Origin of the sequence: Achromobacter sp. LC458 (assembly GCF_001005835.2) — a bacterium.
Lineage (GTDB): Bacteria > Pseudomonadota > Gammaproteobacteria > Burkholderiales > Burkholderiaceae_B > Achromobacter > Achromobacter spanius_B.
The window spans coordinates 17,521-31,748 of sequence record NZ_LBHW02000025.1; the positions used below are offsets into that span (position 1 = coordinate 17,521).

The window sequence follows — 14,228 nt, forward strand, 5'->3', positions numbered from 1 at the left end:
GGCCGCGACGTGCCTGCACGCTGATGCGACCGCAACGACACAAGAGTGCAACAGGGGAACCGTCGTCATGCATGCGTTGACATTACCGTCGCTGTTGGTGGAACAGGCGGCCCGCTTGGGAGACCGCCTGTGGGTGCAGGCGCCGGGCGGTGCGTTGCGATTTGGCGATGCGCCGGCGCATGCGGCAAGCTGGGCCGCGCGGCTGGCTGCCGCGGGCGTCAAGCGCGGCGATCGCGTGGGCCTCATGGCCGGCAACCGTCATGAGTTCCTGTCGATAGTGTTGGGTTGCGGCTGGCTGGGCGCGGTGGTGGTGCCCATCAACACCGCGTCGCGCGGCATGCAGTTGCAGCACATGTTGGGCAACAGCGGATGCGTGTTGTTGGTGGCGGACGCGGCGTCCTGTCCGTCCGTGGCGGCGTTGGCGACGCTGTCGCAAGCAGGGCAGCCGGCGCAACCAGTGCAACCCGTGCACGACGCGCAACCCGCGCAGCCCGCGCAACGCGCGCCTGCCGGTCGGCAACCCGCGCACGATGCGCCGTTGGCCCTGCGCGCGATCTGGTTGCTGGATCCCGCCGACCCCGATTGCCAATTGCCCGTACCCGCCAGCGCGCCGCCGCCGGCCCCGCACGCCGACACGCCGCCATTGCCTGCCGCCACGATCCAGCCGGGCGACATGCTGGCCATTCTGTACACGTCGGGCACGTCTGGCCCGTCCAAGGGCGTGTGCTGTCCGCACGCGCAGTTTTATTGGTGGGGCAAGATCGCCGCGCGCAATCTGGAAATCTCGGATGCCGACGTGCTCTACACCAGCCTGCCGCTGTTTCACACCAACGCCCTGAACGCCTGCTTCCAGGCGTTGGTGACGGGCGCGTCCATCATCTGCGACGAACGGTTTTCGGCCAGCCGTTATTTCGACCGCCTGCAAGCCACGGGCGCCACCGTCACGTATCTGTTGGGCGCCATGGTGCCGATGTTGCTGGCGCAAGAATCCCGCCCGTCAGAACGCGGACACCGCACGCGCATTGCCTTGGCGCCCGGCGTACCCGAACGCTTTCATGCCGTGTTCGCCGAGCGCACCGGCATGGCGTTGCTGGAAGGCTATGGGTCCACGGAAACCAACTTTGCATTGGGCGGCGTGCTGGCCGACCAGCGCGCGGGCACGATGGGCCGGGTGGCGCCGGAATTTGACGCCATCGTCGCCGACGACCATGACGCGCCCGTGCCGGATGGCGAACCGGGCGAACTGCTGCTGCGCGCGCGTCCGCCGTTTGCGATTGCCACCGGCTATTTCGGCATGCCCGACAAGACCGTCGACGCCTGGCGCAACCTGTGGTTTCACACGGGCGACCGCGTCGTGCGCGATGCCGATGGCTACTTCCGCTTTCTAGACCGCATGAAAGACGCCATCCGCCGCCGGGGCGAGAACATTTCGTCGTACGAAGTGGAACAGGTGCTGCTGTCGCACCCCGCCGTCGCCACGGCGGCGGTGTACGCCGTGCGTTCCGAATTGGCCGAAGACGAAGTGATGGCCGCGCTGGTCTACAAGACCGGTCACGCGCCCACGCCCGAAGGCCTGCTTGATTTTTGCCAGCCCCGCATGCCGTATTTCGCCGTGCCGCGCTACGTGCGCGTGCTGGACGATCTGCCGCGCACCGAGAACGGCAAGGTCCGCAAGTTCCGTTTGCGGGAAGAAGGTATTACCGGCGACACCTGGGACAGGGATGCGGCCGGTTATCGCGTGGCGCGCTGACGCGCCATTCATCCATTCAAAAATCCAAGGGGCGGCAATGACGATGGCATACAAAGGGGCGGCGCTGTCCGCCGACGACGAAGCAAAGCGCAAGCGAACCCGGCGCGTCGTGGCGGCATCCGTCGCGGGCAACGCGATGGAGTGGTACGACTTTTTCATCTACGGCACGGCAGCCGCGCTGGTGTTCGGCGACCTGTTCTTCCCCAAGGGCACCGACCCCTTGCTGGGCACCATGGGCGCGTTCGCGGGCTTTGCCGTGGGATTTCTGGCGCGCCCGCTGGGCGGCGTGATCTTCGGCCACATCGGCGACCGCTACGGCCGCAAGCTGGCGTTGGAATGGACGCTGGGCCTGATGGGCGCGGCCACGTTCCTGATCGGGCTGTTGCCCACGTACGAGCAGATCGGCTTCTGGGCGCCGGTGGCGATGGTGGTGCTGCGCGTGTTGCAAGGCGCGGCGGCGGGCGGTGAGTGGGGCGGCGGCGTGCTGCTGATCAGCGAAGCCGTGGGCGGCAAGCGGCGCGGCTATTTTTCGTCGTTCAGTCAATTGGGCGTGGCGGGCGGCTTCGTGCTGTCGTCCGGCATTTTCATGCTGGCGCAGCAATTGCCCAAGGACATGTTCATGAGCTGGGGCTGGCGCCTGCCGTTCCTGCTTAGCGTGCTGATCTTTGGCGTAGGGCTGTACATCCGCAAGCACATTCCGGAAAGCGAGGAATTCGTGCAGGCCAAAAAAACGGCCAAGCGCGGCATGCCGGCCGTAGAGGTGTTTCGCCGCTACCCGCGTCAGGTGCTGACGGCGATGGGCCTGCGCGTGGCGGAAAACGGCGGCTCGTACATTTTCCTGGCCTTTGCCCTGGCCTATGGCAAGTTCCTGGGCATCTCGAATGATGTGATGCTGGGCGGCGTGCTGGTGTCCATGTTCATCGAGCTGGGCACGCTGGTGTGGTTTGGCCATCTGTCCGACCGCATCGGGCGGCGCGCGGTGTATTTGATCGGGTCCGTCGGCCTGGTGCTGGTGGCGTTTCCCTTCTTCTGGATGGTGCAGACCAAAGAGCCGCTGTGGATTTTCCTGGCGTTCTTTTTGGGCAACACCGTGTGCCACGCCGCCATGATCGGCACGCAGCCCGCGTATTTTGCCGAGCTGTTCCCGGCCGAAGTGCGCTACACGGGCTTGGCGTTGGGGCATGAACTGGCGTCGGTGTTTGCCGGTGGCCTGTCGCCCTTGATTGCCATGGCGCTGCTGCGCAAATATGAATCGGCCACGCCCGTCGCGTGGTTTCTGGTGGGCATGGCGGCCATCACGGTGGTGACCTTGCTGCTGACCCGTAACCCGCCCAGGCAGGATACGGAATGAGCCCGGCCGGCACAGACAGGCCCGGCATCGTCGCGGTGGGCGAAACCCCCGCGCTGCGCCATCCCGACGCCGCGTGCACCACGGCGGGCTTGATGGCACAGGCGGTGGGGCAGGCGTTGCGCCACGCGGGCCTGTCGCCCGCCCAGGTGGATGGGCTGGGCGTGGCATCGTTCACGTTGCGGCCGGATCCCGCCATCGACCTGGCCTGGCAGCTGGGGCTGCGGCTTCACTGGTGCATGCAGGACGAACTGGGCGGCGCCAGCGCCATCAACCTGCTGCGGCAGGCGTGGCTGGCACTGCAATCGGGGCAGGCGCGGACCATTGTGCTGGTGTCTGGTGACCATTTCACCGGCGCGGACTTCGCGCAGCTGGTGCGCGGATACAACCGCAGCGCGCAGGACTATCTCAGTCCGCTGGGTTGCCAGGGGCCCAATCCCTTGTTCGCAATGCTGACCCAGCGGCAGATGGCCCAAACGGGCCTGCGCCGCGAAGACTACGGCGCGCTGTGCGTCGCGCAGCGCGCCTGGGCCGCCGACAACCCCAACGCCGCCTATCGCACGCCCTTGACGCTGGCGCAGTACCTGGACGCGCCGATGGTGGCGCCGCCGTTGGGCCGGCTGGATTGCGTGCCGGTTGTCAGCGGGGCCAGCGCTCTGGTCTTGCAGGCCCGGCCCACGGGTGTGCACCTGCGGCTGGTGTCCAGTGGCGCGCGCTATAACCACGACCAGCAGGAAGGCGACGGCCTGCAAACCGGCGTGGCCGAGCTGGCCGACGGGCTGTGGCAAGAGGCAGGAATGGGTCCCGAAGACATGGATGTGGTCAGCGTGTACGACGACTATCCGGCGATGGCCGTGGCGCAGCTTTGCGACCTGGGCTATGCCGACGCAAACGACTTGCCCGGGTTCATCGCCCGCCGTATCGCCACGCGCCAGTTGCCCGTGAACACGGCGGGCGGGCAGTTATCGGCCGGGCAGGCCGGGACGGCGGGCGGCATGCACGGCGTGGTCGAAGTGGCGCGGCAACTGTTGAGCCAGGCGGGTGCACGCCAATTGCCGGGCGCACGGCATGGCGTCGTCACCGGCTACGGCATGGTGCAGCTGCGCTACGGCATGTGCGCCAACGCCGCCGTGTTAAGCCGGGAGGAATCATGAGCCTGCATGTGCACGAATGCCGCGCTTGCGGCCATCGCGTCTATCCCGCCCGCCTGTGGTGCCCGGCGTGCGGCCACGACGCCGCCCAGGCGGTGGCGGTGAGTGAGGGCGAGGTGCTGGCCTGGACGACGCAACCCGGTGCCGAGGAGGGCGCGGACACCGCCGTCGCCATTATCGGGACGGCGCGTGCACTGCCCGACGGGCCGGTGTTGGTGCTGAGGCTGCAAGACAGCCCGACGCATATCGGCCAGCGCCTGCGACTGTTCGAGCGCACGGTAGCCGGACGCGCGCTGCCTTGGGGGGCGCTGTAATCGTTCAGTCACCCGCGCTAGCCACATCGGCGGCGCGCGCGCTTGCTGCCCGCGTCGCCTCTACCCGCTGCGCCAGTGATGCGGCCGACAGCTCGCCCACGCGCACATCGATCACCCGCCCTTGAGCGTCCAGGAACAGCGTGGCGGGCAGCCCGCGGTTGCTGAATTCGCGCGACGCTTCGGCGCCCGGGTCGATCAGCACGTTACGCAACGTCGGCGCATGGTCCTTCAAGAACCGCGTCACCTCGGGCTTGGCCTCGGCCTGGTTCAGAAAGACGAAGTTGACGTCCGGATTGGCGGCCTGCGCGGCGGCAAAGGCGGGCATCTCGCGACGGCAGGGCGGACACCAGCTGGCCCACAGGTTGATCACGGTAGGCTTGCCGCGAAAGTCGGACAAGTCGGCCATCGCGCCGTTCATGTTATGGACGAATATATCGGTCATCTCCGGATGCGCCTGCGGCGTGGGCGCCAGCCAGCGGCTGCCGCCGAGCCAGGTTGCGCTGGCCAGGGCCAACGCGCCCAGCAACGCCGCGCGCGGCGCGTGCCGGCGCAGCACCACGGGCAGCGCATAGACCCAGGCCGCCGCCAGCCCGGCCATGCCGTTCCAGCCGCCGTCGCGGATGTCCAGGATGTTGATGGGGTCGGGCAGGTAACTGTTTCGGTAGCGCCAGACGAAAGCCAGCCGGGCGACCAACAGCCCGATGATCAGCGCGCGCCACAAGACCGCGGACAGGCGCGCGGCCTCGTCTTGCCGGCGGTTGATCAAACGCGCCGCCACTATCGCGACAAGGCCGGCGACGATCAACACCGCCAGTTCGGTGGGAAATACCAGGGGGCCGATACGGATGGCGGGGCTCATCCGTCGGCCTTGGCGGTCAGCGGATGTTGCAAGGTAAAGCGGATTCGGTCGCCCGCGATGCGTAGCGCCTGGACGGCAGTGGTGCCGGGCAGCGGCATGGGGCCTTGCGCCACGAAGCCGTGGCCATCGATATCGCGCTGAAGGCGGTCGGCTGCGTCGTTCATACCGGAGGATGGCGCTGTGTCAGCCGGGTTGGCCGCGTCAGCCCGGTCGGCCGCGTCAGCCCGGTCGGCCGCGTCAGCCCCGGGCGCGTTCTGCGCCTCTTCGCGGGCGGCGAACAATGCCGCGTAGGGCGCGAAGTCGGGCATGGGCGTGAAGCTGCCTTCCATCACGGCGCCCGTGCCCGTGCTCACCTCTGCCACGCCGATGAGGCGACCGCCGTTGTCCTTGATGTTCAGTTGCATGCCTGTCCTCCGTGTGTATACCGTGGGCTCCGGGTGTTCCGGGTGTTCCGAGTGTTCCCCGCGTTCCCCCCCGCAGCCCAGCCGCTCCAAGCGGCCAAAGCCTAGCATGGCTTGCATTCCTTCCCGGCCCGCGCTGCCGCCTTGGCATCTCGTTCCCACGTCTATCCTGGCCGCCCCGGGCGCTTTCCGGCACGGTCTTGCAGTAACGCTAAAATGGCGGCTCGCGGCTGACCGGCCAGCCATTCCGGCATTCTTATTCCGGCATTCTTATTCTTACGCTTCGCACACCTGAACCCATGAAAAAACTGACTGCTGTTTTCCTCGTGTCCGCAACCACGATGCTGACCGCCTGCGGCCCCAGCGATGACGCCAAGCCGACCGCGGGCGCCCAAACGCCGGCCGTCGCCAAGAAGGTCGTGGTGGGCCTGGATGACAACTTTCCGCCCATGGGCTTTCGCGACGCCAGCAACCAGATCGTCGGTTTTGACATCGACATGGCCAAGGAAGCCAGCAAGCGCCTGGGCATCGAAGTCGAATTCAAGCCCATCGACTGGAGCGCCAAGGAAGCCGAGCTGAACGGCAAGCGCGTCGACGTTCTCTGGAACGGCCTGACCATCACCGAAGAGCGCAAGAAGAACATCAGCTTCACCGCGCCGTACATGGCCAACCACCAGATCATCATCGTGGGCACCGCATCGCCCATCAAGGTCAAGAACGACCTGGCCGGCAAGACGGTCGGCGCGCAGGACGGCAGCAGCGCCACGGACGCCATCGCCAAGGATCCGGTTGCCGCGCAGATCAAGGACGTGAAGAAGTTCGGTGACAACGTCACCGCGCTGATGGACCTGGCCGCCGGCCGCCTGGACGCCATCGTGGTGGACGAAGTGGTGGGCCGCTACCTGATCAGCAAGCGCGCGGGCGAATACCGCGTGCTGGAAGAAAACTTCGGCACCGAAGACTACGGCGTCGGCGTGCGCAAGGACGATACCGAGCTGCTGGGCAAGCTGGACAAGACGCTGGATTCGATGAAGCAGGACGGCACCGCCGGCCGCATCGCCACCCAGTGGTTCGGCGCCAACATCATCAAGTAAGCGGCGCGCGACCTCTCTTAAATGGACTACGTTCTCTCTCTGTTGGGGCCGATGGCGGAAGGCGCGAAAGTGACCTTGACGCTGTTTTTCATCACCTTGGCCCTGGCAGTGCCGCTGGGGTTGGTGCTGGCCCTGGCGCGCATTTCGAAGTGGCCGCTGCTTAGCAACCTGGTCAACGGCTACATCTGGCTCATGCGCGGCACGCCGCTCATGCTGCAAATGCTGTTCATCTACTTCGCCCTGCCTTTCGTGCCGGTGGTGGGCGTGCGGCTGCCGGACTTTCCGGCGGCCGTGGTGGCGTTTGCGCTGAACTACGCCGCGTACTTTGCCGAGATCTTCCGCGCGGGCATCCAGTCGGTGGACCGGGGCCAGTACGAAGGCAGCAAGGTGCTGGGCATGACCTATCTGCAAACGCTGCGCCGCATCGTGCTGCCGCAGATGGTGCAGCGCGTGTTGCCCCCGATGAGCAACGAAACCATCACGCTGGTCAAGGACACGTCGTTGATCTACGTGCTGGCGTTGAACGATATCCTGCGCACCGCGCGCGGCATCGTGCAGCGCGATTTCACCACCACGCCGTTCCTGGTGGCCGCCGCCTTTTATCTGCTCATGACGCTTGTCCTGACGTGGTTCTTCCAGCACATGGAAAAGCGCTATGCCAAATATGACCAGTAATCCGCCGCTTGCCGCGGGCACCGCCGGCACCCCCGGCGCCCGCCCGGTCATGATCCAGGCCACCCACATCACCAAGTCCTTTGGCGCCAACCGCGTGCTGGACAAGGTTTCGCTGACGCTGGGTCAGGGCGAGGTGGTGGCGGTGATCGGCCCGTCCGGCTCCGGCAAAAGCACCTTTCTGCGGTGCCTGAACCACCTTGAGACCATCGACGAAGGCAGTATCGAGGTCGAAGGCGAAGTGATGGCGCGCGCCGTCGACGGCGGCCGCAGCCACTACGCCAGCGACGCCGAGGTGCGGCGCATCTGCCGCAAGATGGGCATGGTGTTCCAGTCGTTCAACCTGTTCCCGCACATGACGGTGCTGCAAAACATCATCGAAGCGCCGATCACCGTCAAGGGCATGAGCAAGGCGCAGATCATCCCCAAGGCGGAAGAACTGCTGCGCAAAGTCGGCCTGCTGAACAAGCGCGACAACTATCCCACGCGCCTGTCGGGCGGCCAGAAGCAGCGTGTTGCGATTGCCCGCGCGCTGGCCATGGAGCCCGACATCATGCTGTTCGACGAACCCACCTCGGCGCTGGACCCGGAACTGACGGGCGAAGTGCTGCGCACCATGAAGCAGCTGGCCGACGAACGCATGACCATGCTGGTCGTCACGCACGAAATGGGCTTTGCGCGCGAAGTGGCGCATCGCGTCATCTTCATGGACGAAGGGCGCATCGTCGAAGAAGCGCCGTCGGCCGCGTTCTTCAGTGCGCCGCAACACGCTCGCAGCCGGGAATTCCTGGCCCACATGCTGTAAGCAACGCCGGTGCGGGCATCGCGCCGCGCACCGGTACCGGAGGGGTGGATGCGCTCTGACATCATGCCGATGCTGCGATTGCGTGGCGTGTATAGCCAGCGCCTTGCCCCGGTCAGCCTGGATCTTGCCGGCGGCGAGTGCGGCGCCATTGTGGGCCCATCGGGTTCTGGCAAGTCGCTGCTGCTGCGCCAGGTCGCGGACCTGGACCCCGGCCATGGCGAGGTCGAACTGCTCGGCAGGCCGCGTTCGGCAATGCGCGGCCATGAATGGCGGCGTCAGGTCGTCTATTGCCAGGCCGAGGCGGGGTGGTGGGACGATCACGTCGCGCCGCATTTCACCGACCGCGCGCAGGCGCAACGCCTGATGCAGCCGCTGGGCCTGACGCCCGAAAAGCTGGACGCCCTGGTCCACGAGCTTTCCACTGGCGAAAGGCAGCGCCTGGCGCTGGTGCGCGCGTTGGCCCTACAGCCGCGCGTGCTGCTGCTGGATGAACCCACGGCGGCGCTGGACCAGGCCGCCACCGTCACCGTGGAAGCCGCGCTGCAACAGTTCCTGGACCATGGCGGCGCCATGCTGATGGTGACGCACAATGCCGAGCAGGCCCGGCGGCTGGCGCGCCGGACGTGGCGCATGACCAACGGCCAACTGGAGCCGCTATGGACGTGATCAAACTGCAAGCGCTGGACCTGGTCATTGCCTCGTTGCTGGTGCTGCTGTGCGCGGCAATTTCGTTCGCCCTGCGGCTGAACCTGCAACGTCAGGTCTTGTGGGCGGCGGTCCGTACCGTGGTGCAGCTGTTGCTGGTCGGCCATATCCTGCGCGTGGTGTTCGCGCATGCCACGCCGATGCTGACGGCGCTGGTGGTGGCGGTGATGATGGCGCTGGCCGCGCGCGAGGTGGCCGCCCGCCCCAAGGCGCGGCTGGCCGGGCATGGCAATGGTTGGGTCGGCACGCTGGCGGTGGCGGCCACCACCTTGATCACGGCTATGTTCATCCTGAGCACGGCGTTGCGGCCAGAACCCTGGTTCGACCCGCGCTACGCCATCGCGCTGGTGGGCATTGTGCTGGGCAGCGTGCTCAATGCCGCCAGCCTGGCGCTGGACGGCGTTCTTTCCGGCGTGCGCCGCGAAAAGCTCGCCATCGAGGCGCGGCTGGCCTTGGGCGCCACCCCGCATCAGGCGTTTTCGACGTTGCTGCGCGAATCGGTCCGGCGCGGCATTGTGCCCAGCGTCAATCAGATGTCGGCGGCCGGCATCATCACCTTGCCCGGCATCATGACCGGGCAGATCATCGCGGGCATGGACCCCATCGACGCCGCCAAATACCAGATCCTGCTGATGTTCCTGCTGTGCGGCGCCAGCGGCATGGCGGCCATGGGGGCAGCTTACGGCGCCATGCGCAGGCTGACGGACGATCGGGGACGCTTGCGACTGGACCGCTTGTCGGCATCGAAATAGGGCTGCCAAGGCGGGCAGGGCGGCGTATTATTTCAGATCGGTTTAAGAAATTTCATGAGAACTCGACGCTACCCTTTTCATAATAGGTGCCATGTTGAGCCTTTCCGAACGTTTCTTACCCAGGACTTTCATGTCTTTTGAGTCTGGTTCGCCCCGCCTGGCGGGCGACTTTCCCAGCGCCTTTCCCCGCGCCTTTCCCCTTGCCGCGCACCCGTCGGCGCAGGATCACCCGGCATGAGCGCCGTGCTGACCCCCGCCGCCCGGTCTGTTCCGCGCGTGGCGACGCAAGCGTCCATTCCCGGCTGGCAAGTGCTGCTGGGCCTGGCCGTCTGGCTGGCCGCCTTGGCATGGGCGCGCTGGCTGACCTTGCCCGACGAAGGGCGCTACGCCGGCGTCGCCTGGGAGATGCTGCGCAGCCAGTCTCCCATGGTGCCGCTGCTGGACGGCATGCCATATTTTCACAAGCCGCCGTTGTATTACTGGCTGGCGCAAATCAGCTACGCCTTGTTCGGCGTGCATGAATTCAGCGCGCGCGTGCCGTCGTTGCTGGGCGCGTGGAGCGCGGGGGCGGGGCTGTATGCGTTCGTGTCGCGCTATCGCAATGTGGCGCAGGCGCGCTGGGCCGTCGTGATCCTGGGCTTGATGCCGCTGTTCTTTGGCGCGGCGCAGTTTGCCAACATGGACATGCTGGTTGCCAGCATGATCACGCTGTGCGTGCTGGCCGCCGCCGACACGGCCCTGCGGCGCGCCGACGGCCGGGCGTTTCGCGGCATGTCGATCGCAACCGGAGTGCTGGCCGCGCTGGCCGTGTTGGCCAAAGGGCTGATCGGGCTGGCGCTGCCCGGCGCAATCGTGCTGGCCTGGCTGCTGCTGCGGCGTGATTGGCGCGGCATGCGCGCCTTGCTATGGGTGCCGGCCTTGCTGGCGTTCGCCGTGGTTGCCGTGCCGTGGTTCGCGCTGATGCAGATGAAGTTTCCCGGCTTCTACCATTACTTTTTCGTCTACCAGCACTTTGAACGCTTCGCGCAAAGCGGCTTCAACAACGCGCAGCCGATCTGGTTCTATGTGCCGATTGTGGTGGGGCTTGCCTTGCCGTGGTCGATCTGGGGCGCGGCGATTTTCACGCGCGCGTTCTGGCGTGACGCCGATCCGCATGGGCTGCGCCGGCTGATGGCGATCTGGATCGCGGTGGTGATGGTGTTCTTTTCCATCCCGCAATCCAAGCTGATCGGCTATGTGCTGCCGGTGTTTCCGCCGCTGGCATTTCTGATCACCGAGCGCGTCGCGCCGGCCTGGGCAGCCGGCAAGCGCCGGGGCGTGGGCATTGCCATCGTCGTGGCGGCCATCATCTGCTTGGGCGCGATCATCGTGGCATCCAACAACCCGCGCGGTAGCGTCGGCCCCACCATGAAAGAACTGCGCGGCGACATGCGGCCGCAAGACATGCAAGTGGCGTTGCATGCGTTGCCGTTTGATCTGGGCTTCTACACGAAGGCGTCCGAACCTTCCTGGATTGTCGATAACTGGAACGACCCGGAGATTCCCACGCGCGACAACTGGCGCAAGGAACTGTACGACGCGGCGGTGTTCGACCCGGTCGTCGGCAAGCGGGTATTGATTCAGAACGAAGATTTGACCGCGCGGCTTTGCGCGTCGGCTGATGGCACGCGTTTCTGGATCTGGGGCCGCGACGACGACGCCGGACGCTATCCCGCACTGAGCGGCGTGGCGCCGCGCCTGCCCGGCGCTACGCGCGCGGTCTGGCGGCTGGATATCGACACCGCTTTCCGCCAACGGATGTGCGGCGGCGCGCGCTGATCCGATACGCCCGATACGCCCGATACGCCCGCAACCACTGCCTTGCACCCATAAAAAAGCCGGCAGCCTTACCAAGGCTGCCGGCTTTTTTGTGCCGGCGGCAAGCGCCGCCGGACAGTGACGCTTAGCCGATCGAGGCCAGCACCTGGTTCAGCGTGGCGCTGGGGCGCATGGCTTGGCTGGCCAGCGCTTCGTTGGGCTGGTAGTAGCCGCCGATATCCACCGGCTTGCCCTGCGCGGCCTTCAGTTCTTCAACGATCTTGCCTTCGTTTTCAGCAAAGGCGCCCGCCGCACCGGCGAACTGCGCAGCCAGCGCGCGGTCGTCGGTTTGCGCGGCCACGGCCTGGGCCCAGTACATGGCCAGGTAGAAGTGGCTGCCACGGTTGTCCAGGCCACCGACCTTGCGGTCCGGCGACTTGTTCTCGTCCAGGAACTTGGCGGTTGCCTGATCCAGCGTCTTGGCCAGGATCTGGGCAGTCGGGTTCTTGTACGCGCGGCCCAGGTGGTCCAGGGATTCGGCCAGCGCCATGAATTCGCCCAGCGAATCCCAGCGCAGGAAACCTTCTTCCAGGAACTGCTGCACGTGCTTGGGGGCCGAGCCGCCCGCGCCCGTTTCGAACAGGCCGCCACCGGCAACCAGCGGAACGATCGACAGCATCTTGGCGCTGGTGCCCAGCTCCATGATGGGGAACAGGTCGGTCAGGTAGTCGCGCAGCACATTGCCGGTAACCGAGATGGTGTCCAGGCCTTCGCGGATGCGCTTGACCGAGAACTTGGTCGCTTCAACCGGGTTCAGGATGCGCAGGTCCAGGCCGCTGGTGTCGTGGTCGTTCAGGTACTGCTTGACCTTGGCGATGACCTGGGCGTCGTGGGCGCGCTTTTCGTCCAGCCAGAAAACGGCCGGCGTCTTGCTGGCGCGGGCACGGGTAACGGCCAGCTTGACCCAGTCCTGGATGGCGGCGTCCTTGGTCTGGCACATGCGCCACAGGTCGCCCGCTTCCACGGCTTGTTCCAGCAACACCTTGCCCGAGGCGTCGGTGACGCGCACGGTGCCCGATGCCGGGACGACGAAGGTCTTGTTGTGCGAACCGTATTCTTCGGCGGCTTGCGCCATCAGGCCGACGTTGGGCACGCTGCCCATCGTGACCGGATTGAAGGCGCCGTTCTTCTTGCAGTCGTCGATGACGGCCTGGTAGACGCCCGCGTAGCTGCGGTCGGGAATGACGGCCTTGGTGTCTTGCAGCTGGCCCTCGGCGTTCCACATCTTGCCCGAGTCGCGGATCATGGCCGGCATGGACGCATCGACGATGACGTCGCTGGGCACGTGCAGGTTGGTGATGCCCTTGTCGGAATTGACCATCGCCAGTTGCGGCAGGGTCTTGTAGGCGGCGTCGATGTCGGCGGTGATCGCGGCTTGCTGGTCAGCGGGCAGCGATTGAATCTTGGCGTACAGGTCGCCAATGCCGTTGTTGGGATCGAAACCGGCTTGCTTGAGCACGGCGGCGTGGCGGGCCAGCACATCCTTGTAGAACACGGATACCACGTGGCCGAAGATGACGGGGTCGGACACCTTCATCATCGTGGCCTTCAGGTGCACCGAGAACAGCACGCCGGTGGTCTTGGCGTCGTCGATCTGGGCTTGCAGGAAGGACATGAGCTTGGCGGTCGACAGCACGGCGGCGTCGATGATCTCGCCGGCCTTGACCGGGGTCTTTTCCTTCAGGACCGTCTTGGTGCCGTCAGCGGCGGTCAGTTCGATCTTGACGTCGCCGGCCTCGGCGATCAGCGCCGACTTTTCGGTGCCGTAGAAGTCGCCGTCGGACATGTGAGCCACATGCGACTTCGAATCAGCCGACCAGGCGCCCATCTTGTGCGGGTGCTTGCGGGCGTAGTTCTTCACCGACAGCGGCGCGCGGCGGTCGGAGTTGCCTTCGCGCAGAACCGGGTTCACGGCGCTGCCCTTGACCTTGTCGTAGCGCGCTTTCACGTCGCGTTCGGTGTCGTTGGCGGGGGCGTCCGGGTAGTCGGGCAGCTTGTAGCCCTGGTCTTGCAGTTCCTTGATGGCCGCCTTCAGCTGGGGCATCGAGGCGCTGATGTTGGGCAGCTTGATGATGTTGGCTTCGGGCTTGACGGCCAGCGCGCCCAGTTCGGCCAGGGCGTCCGACAGCTTCTGGCTGTCTTCCAGGTAATCCGGGAACAGGGCGATGATGCGGCCGGCCAGGGAGATGTCGCGCGTTTCCACCGTGACGCCCGCGGGCTTGGCGAATGCCTGGACGATGGGCAGCAGCGAACGGGTTGCAAGCGCCGGCGCTTCATCGGTGAGGGTATAGATAATCTTCGGAGTAAGAGACATGATCCTTGAATCTGTTCGGCGCATAGCGCTTTCGGCGCAAACCCGAACATGCTAAGCGGCGTACGCCGGTAGATGTTGTCGAGAGTGGGTTCGTATGGGCAGATGCGAAGCAGGCTCCGGATCCGCGCAAATTGGCGGTTGCCCGTCCTTTATTAATGAGCCGGTTTAACCGGTCATTCTGGAAGGTGCGAACTGCCACGAAGCCA

The 14,228-nt window shown here is 65.9% G+C and carries 13 protein-coding genes; 10 read left to right on the plus strand and 3 right to left on the minus strand.

What is annotated here, in order from left to right:
* The first annotated feature begins 67 nt into the window (after nucleotides 1-67).
* From YH64_RS19760 to YH64_RS19775, 4 genes are read left to right on the plus strand one after another with little or no spacing between them, the layout of a single operon-like run.
* Nucleotides 68-1,750, plus strand: a complete 1,683-nt coding sequence (locus tag YH64_RS19760) for an AMP-binding protein (RefSeq protein ID WP_046807306.1) — start codon at nucleotides 68-70, stop codon at nucleotides 1,748-1,750.
* A 37-nt stretch (nucleotides 1,751-1,787) separates the two neighbouring features.
* Nucleotides 1,788-3,101, plus strand: a complete 1,314-nt coding sequence (locus YH64_RS19765) for an MFS transporter (RefSeq protein WP_046807305.1) — start codon at nucleotides 1,788-1,790, stop codon at nucleotides 3,099-3,101.
* The gene (locus tag YH64_RS19770) at nucleotides 3,098-4,252 is read left to right on the plus strand and encodes a thiolase family protein (protein WP_046807304.1); all 1,155 of its coding nucleotides are present in this window, start codon (nucleotides 3,098-3,100) and stop codon (nucleotides 4,250-4,252) included. Before YH64_RS19765 ends, YH64_RS19770 begins: the two co-directional genes overlap by 4 nt.
* Entirely contained in the window at nucleotides 4,249-4,563 is a 315-nt protein-coding gene (locus YH64_RS19775) for a Zn-ribbon domain-containing OB-fold protein (protein ID WP_046807303.1), read from the plus strand. Before YH64_RS19770 ends, YH64_RS19775 begins: the two co-directional genes overlap by 4 nt.
* A gap of 4 nt (nucleotides 4,564-4,567) precedes the next feature.
* On the opposite strand, the gene YH64_RS19780 is transcribed toward YH64_RS19775, so the two are convergent.
* Together YH64_RS19780 and YH64_RS19785 are read right to left on the minus strand one after the other, a co-directional pair.
* Nucleotides 4,568-5,422 (minus strand): TlpA disulfide reductase family protein, encoded by an 855-nt coding sequence (locus tag YH64_RS19780; RefSeq protein WP_046807302.1) that lies wholly within the window; start codon nucleotides 5,420-5,422, stop codon nucleotides 4,568-4,570.
* Nucleotides 5,419-5,826 (minus strand): hypothetical protein, encoded by a 408-nt coding sequence (locus YH64_RS19785; protein WP_143215450.1) that lies wholly within the window; start codon nucleotides 5,824-5,826, stop codon nucleotides 5,419-5,421. Before YH64_RS19785 ends, YH64_RS19780 begins: the two co-directional genes overlap by 4 nt.
* 296 nt (nucleotides 5,827-6,122) lie before the next feature.
* On the opposite strand from YH64_RS19785, the gene YH64_RS19790 reads away from it, so the two are divergent.
* From YH64_RS19790 to YH64_RS19815, 6 genes are all read left to right on the plus strand, one after another.
* Nucleotides 6,123-6,917 carry an amino acid ABC transporter substrate-binding protein gene (locus tag YH64_RS19790; RefSeq protein WP_046807300.1) on the plus strand — a complete coding sequence of 265 codons (795 nt, stop codon included), beginning with the start codon at nucleotides 6,123-6,125 and terminating at the stop codon, nucleotides 6,915-6,917.
* Between the two features lie 21 nt (nucleotides 6,918-6,938).
* Entirely contained in the window at nucleotides 6,939-7,592 is a 654-nt protein-coding gene (locus tag YH64_RS19795; protein WP_006219374.1) for an amino acid ABC transporter permease, read from the plus strand.
* A gap of 49 nt (nucleotides 7,593-7,641) precedes the next feature.
* Nucleotides 7,642-8,394, plus strand: coding sequence for an amino acid ABC transporter ATP-binding protein (locus YH64_RS19800; RefSeq protein WP_046807336.1), 753 nt, complete (start codon nucleotides 7,642-7,644; stop codon nucleotides 8,392-8,394).
* A gap of 48 nt (nucleotides 8,395-8,442) precedes the next feature.
* The gene (locus YH64_RS19805; RefSeq protein ID WP_255444580.1) at nucleotides 8,443-9,060 is read left to right on the plus strand and encodes an ATP-binding cassette domain-containing protein; all 618 of its coding nucleotides are present in this window, start codon (nucleotides 8,443-8,445) and stop codon (nucleotides 9,058-9,060) included.
* Entirely contained in the window at nucleotides 9,051-9,851 is an 801-nt protein-coding gene (gene fetB / locus YH64_RS19810; RefSeq protein WP_046807299.1) for an iron export ABC transporter permease subunit FetB, read from the plus strand. The genes YH64_RS19805 and fetB overlap by 10 nt, the downstream gene beginning before the upstream one ends.
* Before the next feature lie 234 nt (nucleotides 9,852-10,085).
* Entirely contained in the window at nucleotides 10,086-11,669 is a 1,584-nt protein-coding gene (locus YH64_RS19815) for a glycosyltransferase family 39 protein (RefSeq protein ID WP_046807298.1), read from the plus strand.
* Nucleotides 11,670-11,793: 124 nt separating this feature from the next.
* Here YH64_RS19815 and YH64_RS19820 read toward each other — a convergent pair whose 3' ends face one another.
* On the minus strand, nucleotides 11,794-14,022 hold the full coding sequence (locus YH64_RS19820) for an NADP-dependent isocitrate dehydrogenase (RefSeq protein ID WP_046807297.1): 2,229 nt from the start codon (nucleotides 14,020-14,022) through the stop codon (nucleotides 11,794-11,796).
* Nucleotides 14,023-14,228 lie beyond the last annotated feature (206 nt).

Coding starts and splice junctions, on each gene's coding strand:
- YH64_RS19785 (WP_143215450.1), bottom strand. CDS start 5,826: ATGCAACTGAACATCAAGGACAACGGCGGTCGCCTCATCGGCGTGGCA.
- YH64_RS19795 (WP_006219374.1), top strand. CDS start 6,939: ATGGACTACGTTCTCTCTCTGTTGGGGCCGATGGCGGAAGGCGCGAAA.
- YH64_RS19780 (WP_046807302.1), bottom strand. CDS start 5,422: ATGAGCCCCGCCATCCGTATCGGCCCCCTGGTATTTCCCACCGAACTG.
- YH64_RS19815 (WP_046807298.1), top strand. CDS start 10,086: ATGAGCGCCGTGCTGACCCCCGCCGCCCGGTCTGTTCCGCGCGTGGCG.
- YH64_RS19800 (WP_046807336.1), top strand. CDS start 7,642: ATGATCCAGGCCACCCACATCACCAAGTCCTTTGGCGCCAACCGCGTG.
- YH64_RS19765 (WP_046807305.1), top strand. CDS start 1,788: ATGACGATGGCATACAAAGGGGCGGCGCTGTCCGCCGACGACGAAGCA.
- YH64_RS19775 (WP_046807303.1), top strand. CDS start 4,249: ATGAGCCTGCATGTGCACGAATGCCGCGCTTGCGGCCATCGCGTCTAT.
- YH64_RS19770 (WP_046807304.1), top strand. CDS start 3,098: ATGAGCCCGGCCGGCACAGACAGGCCCGGCATCGTCGCGGTGGGCGAA.
- YH64_RS19790 (WP_046807300.1), top strand. CDS start 6,123: ATGAAAAAACTGACTGCTGTTTTCCTCGTGTCCGCAACCACGATGCTG.
- YH64_RS19760 (WP_046807306.1), top strand. CDS start 68: ATGCATGCGTTGACATTACCGTCGCTGTTGGTGGAACAGGCGGCCCGC.
- fetB (WP_046807299.1), top strand. CDS start 9,051: ATGGACGTGATCAAACTGCAAGCGCTGGACCTGGTCATTGCCTCGTTG.
- YH64_RS19820 (WP_046807297.1), bottom strand. CDS start 14,022: ATGTCTCTTACTCCGAAGATTATCTATACCCTCACCGATGAAGCGCCG.
- YH64_RS19805 (WP_255444580.1), top strand. CDS start 8,443: ATGCGCTCTGACATCATGCCGATGCTGCGATTGCGTGGCGTGTATAGC.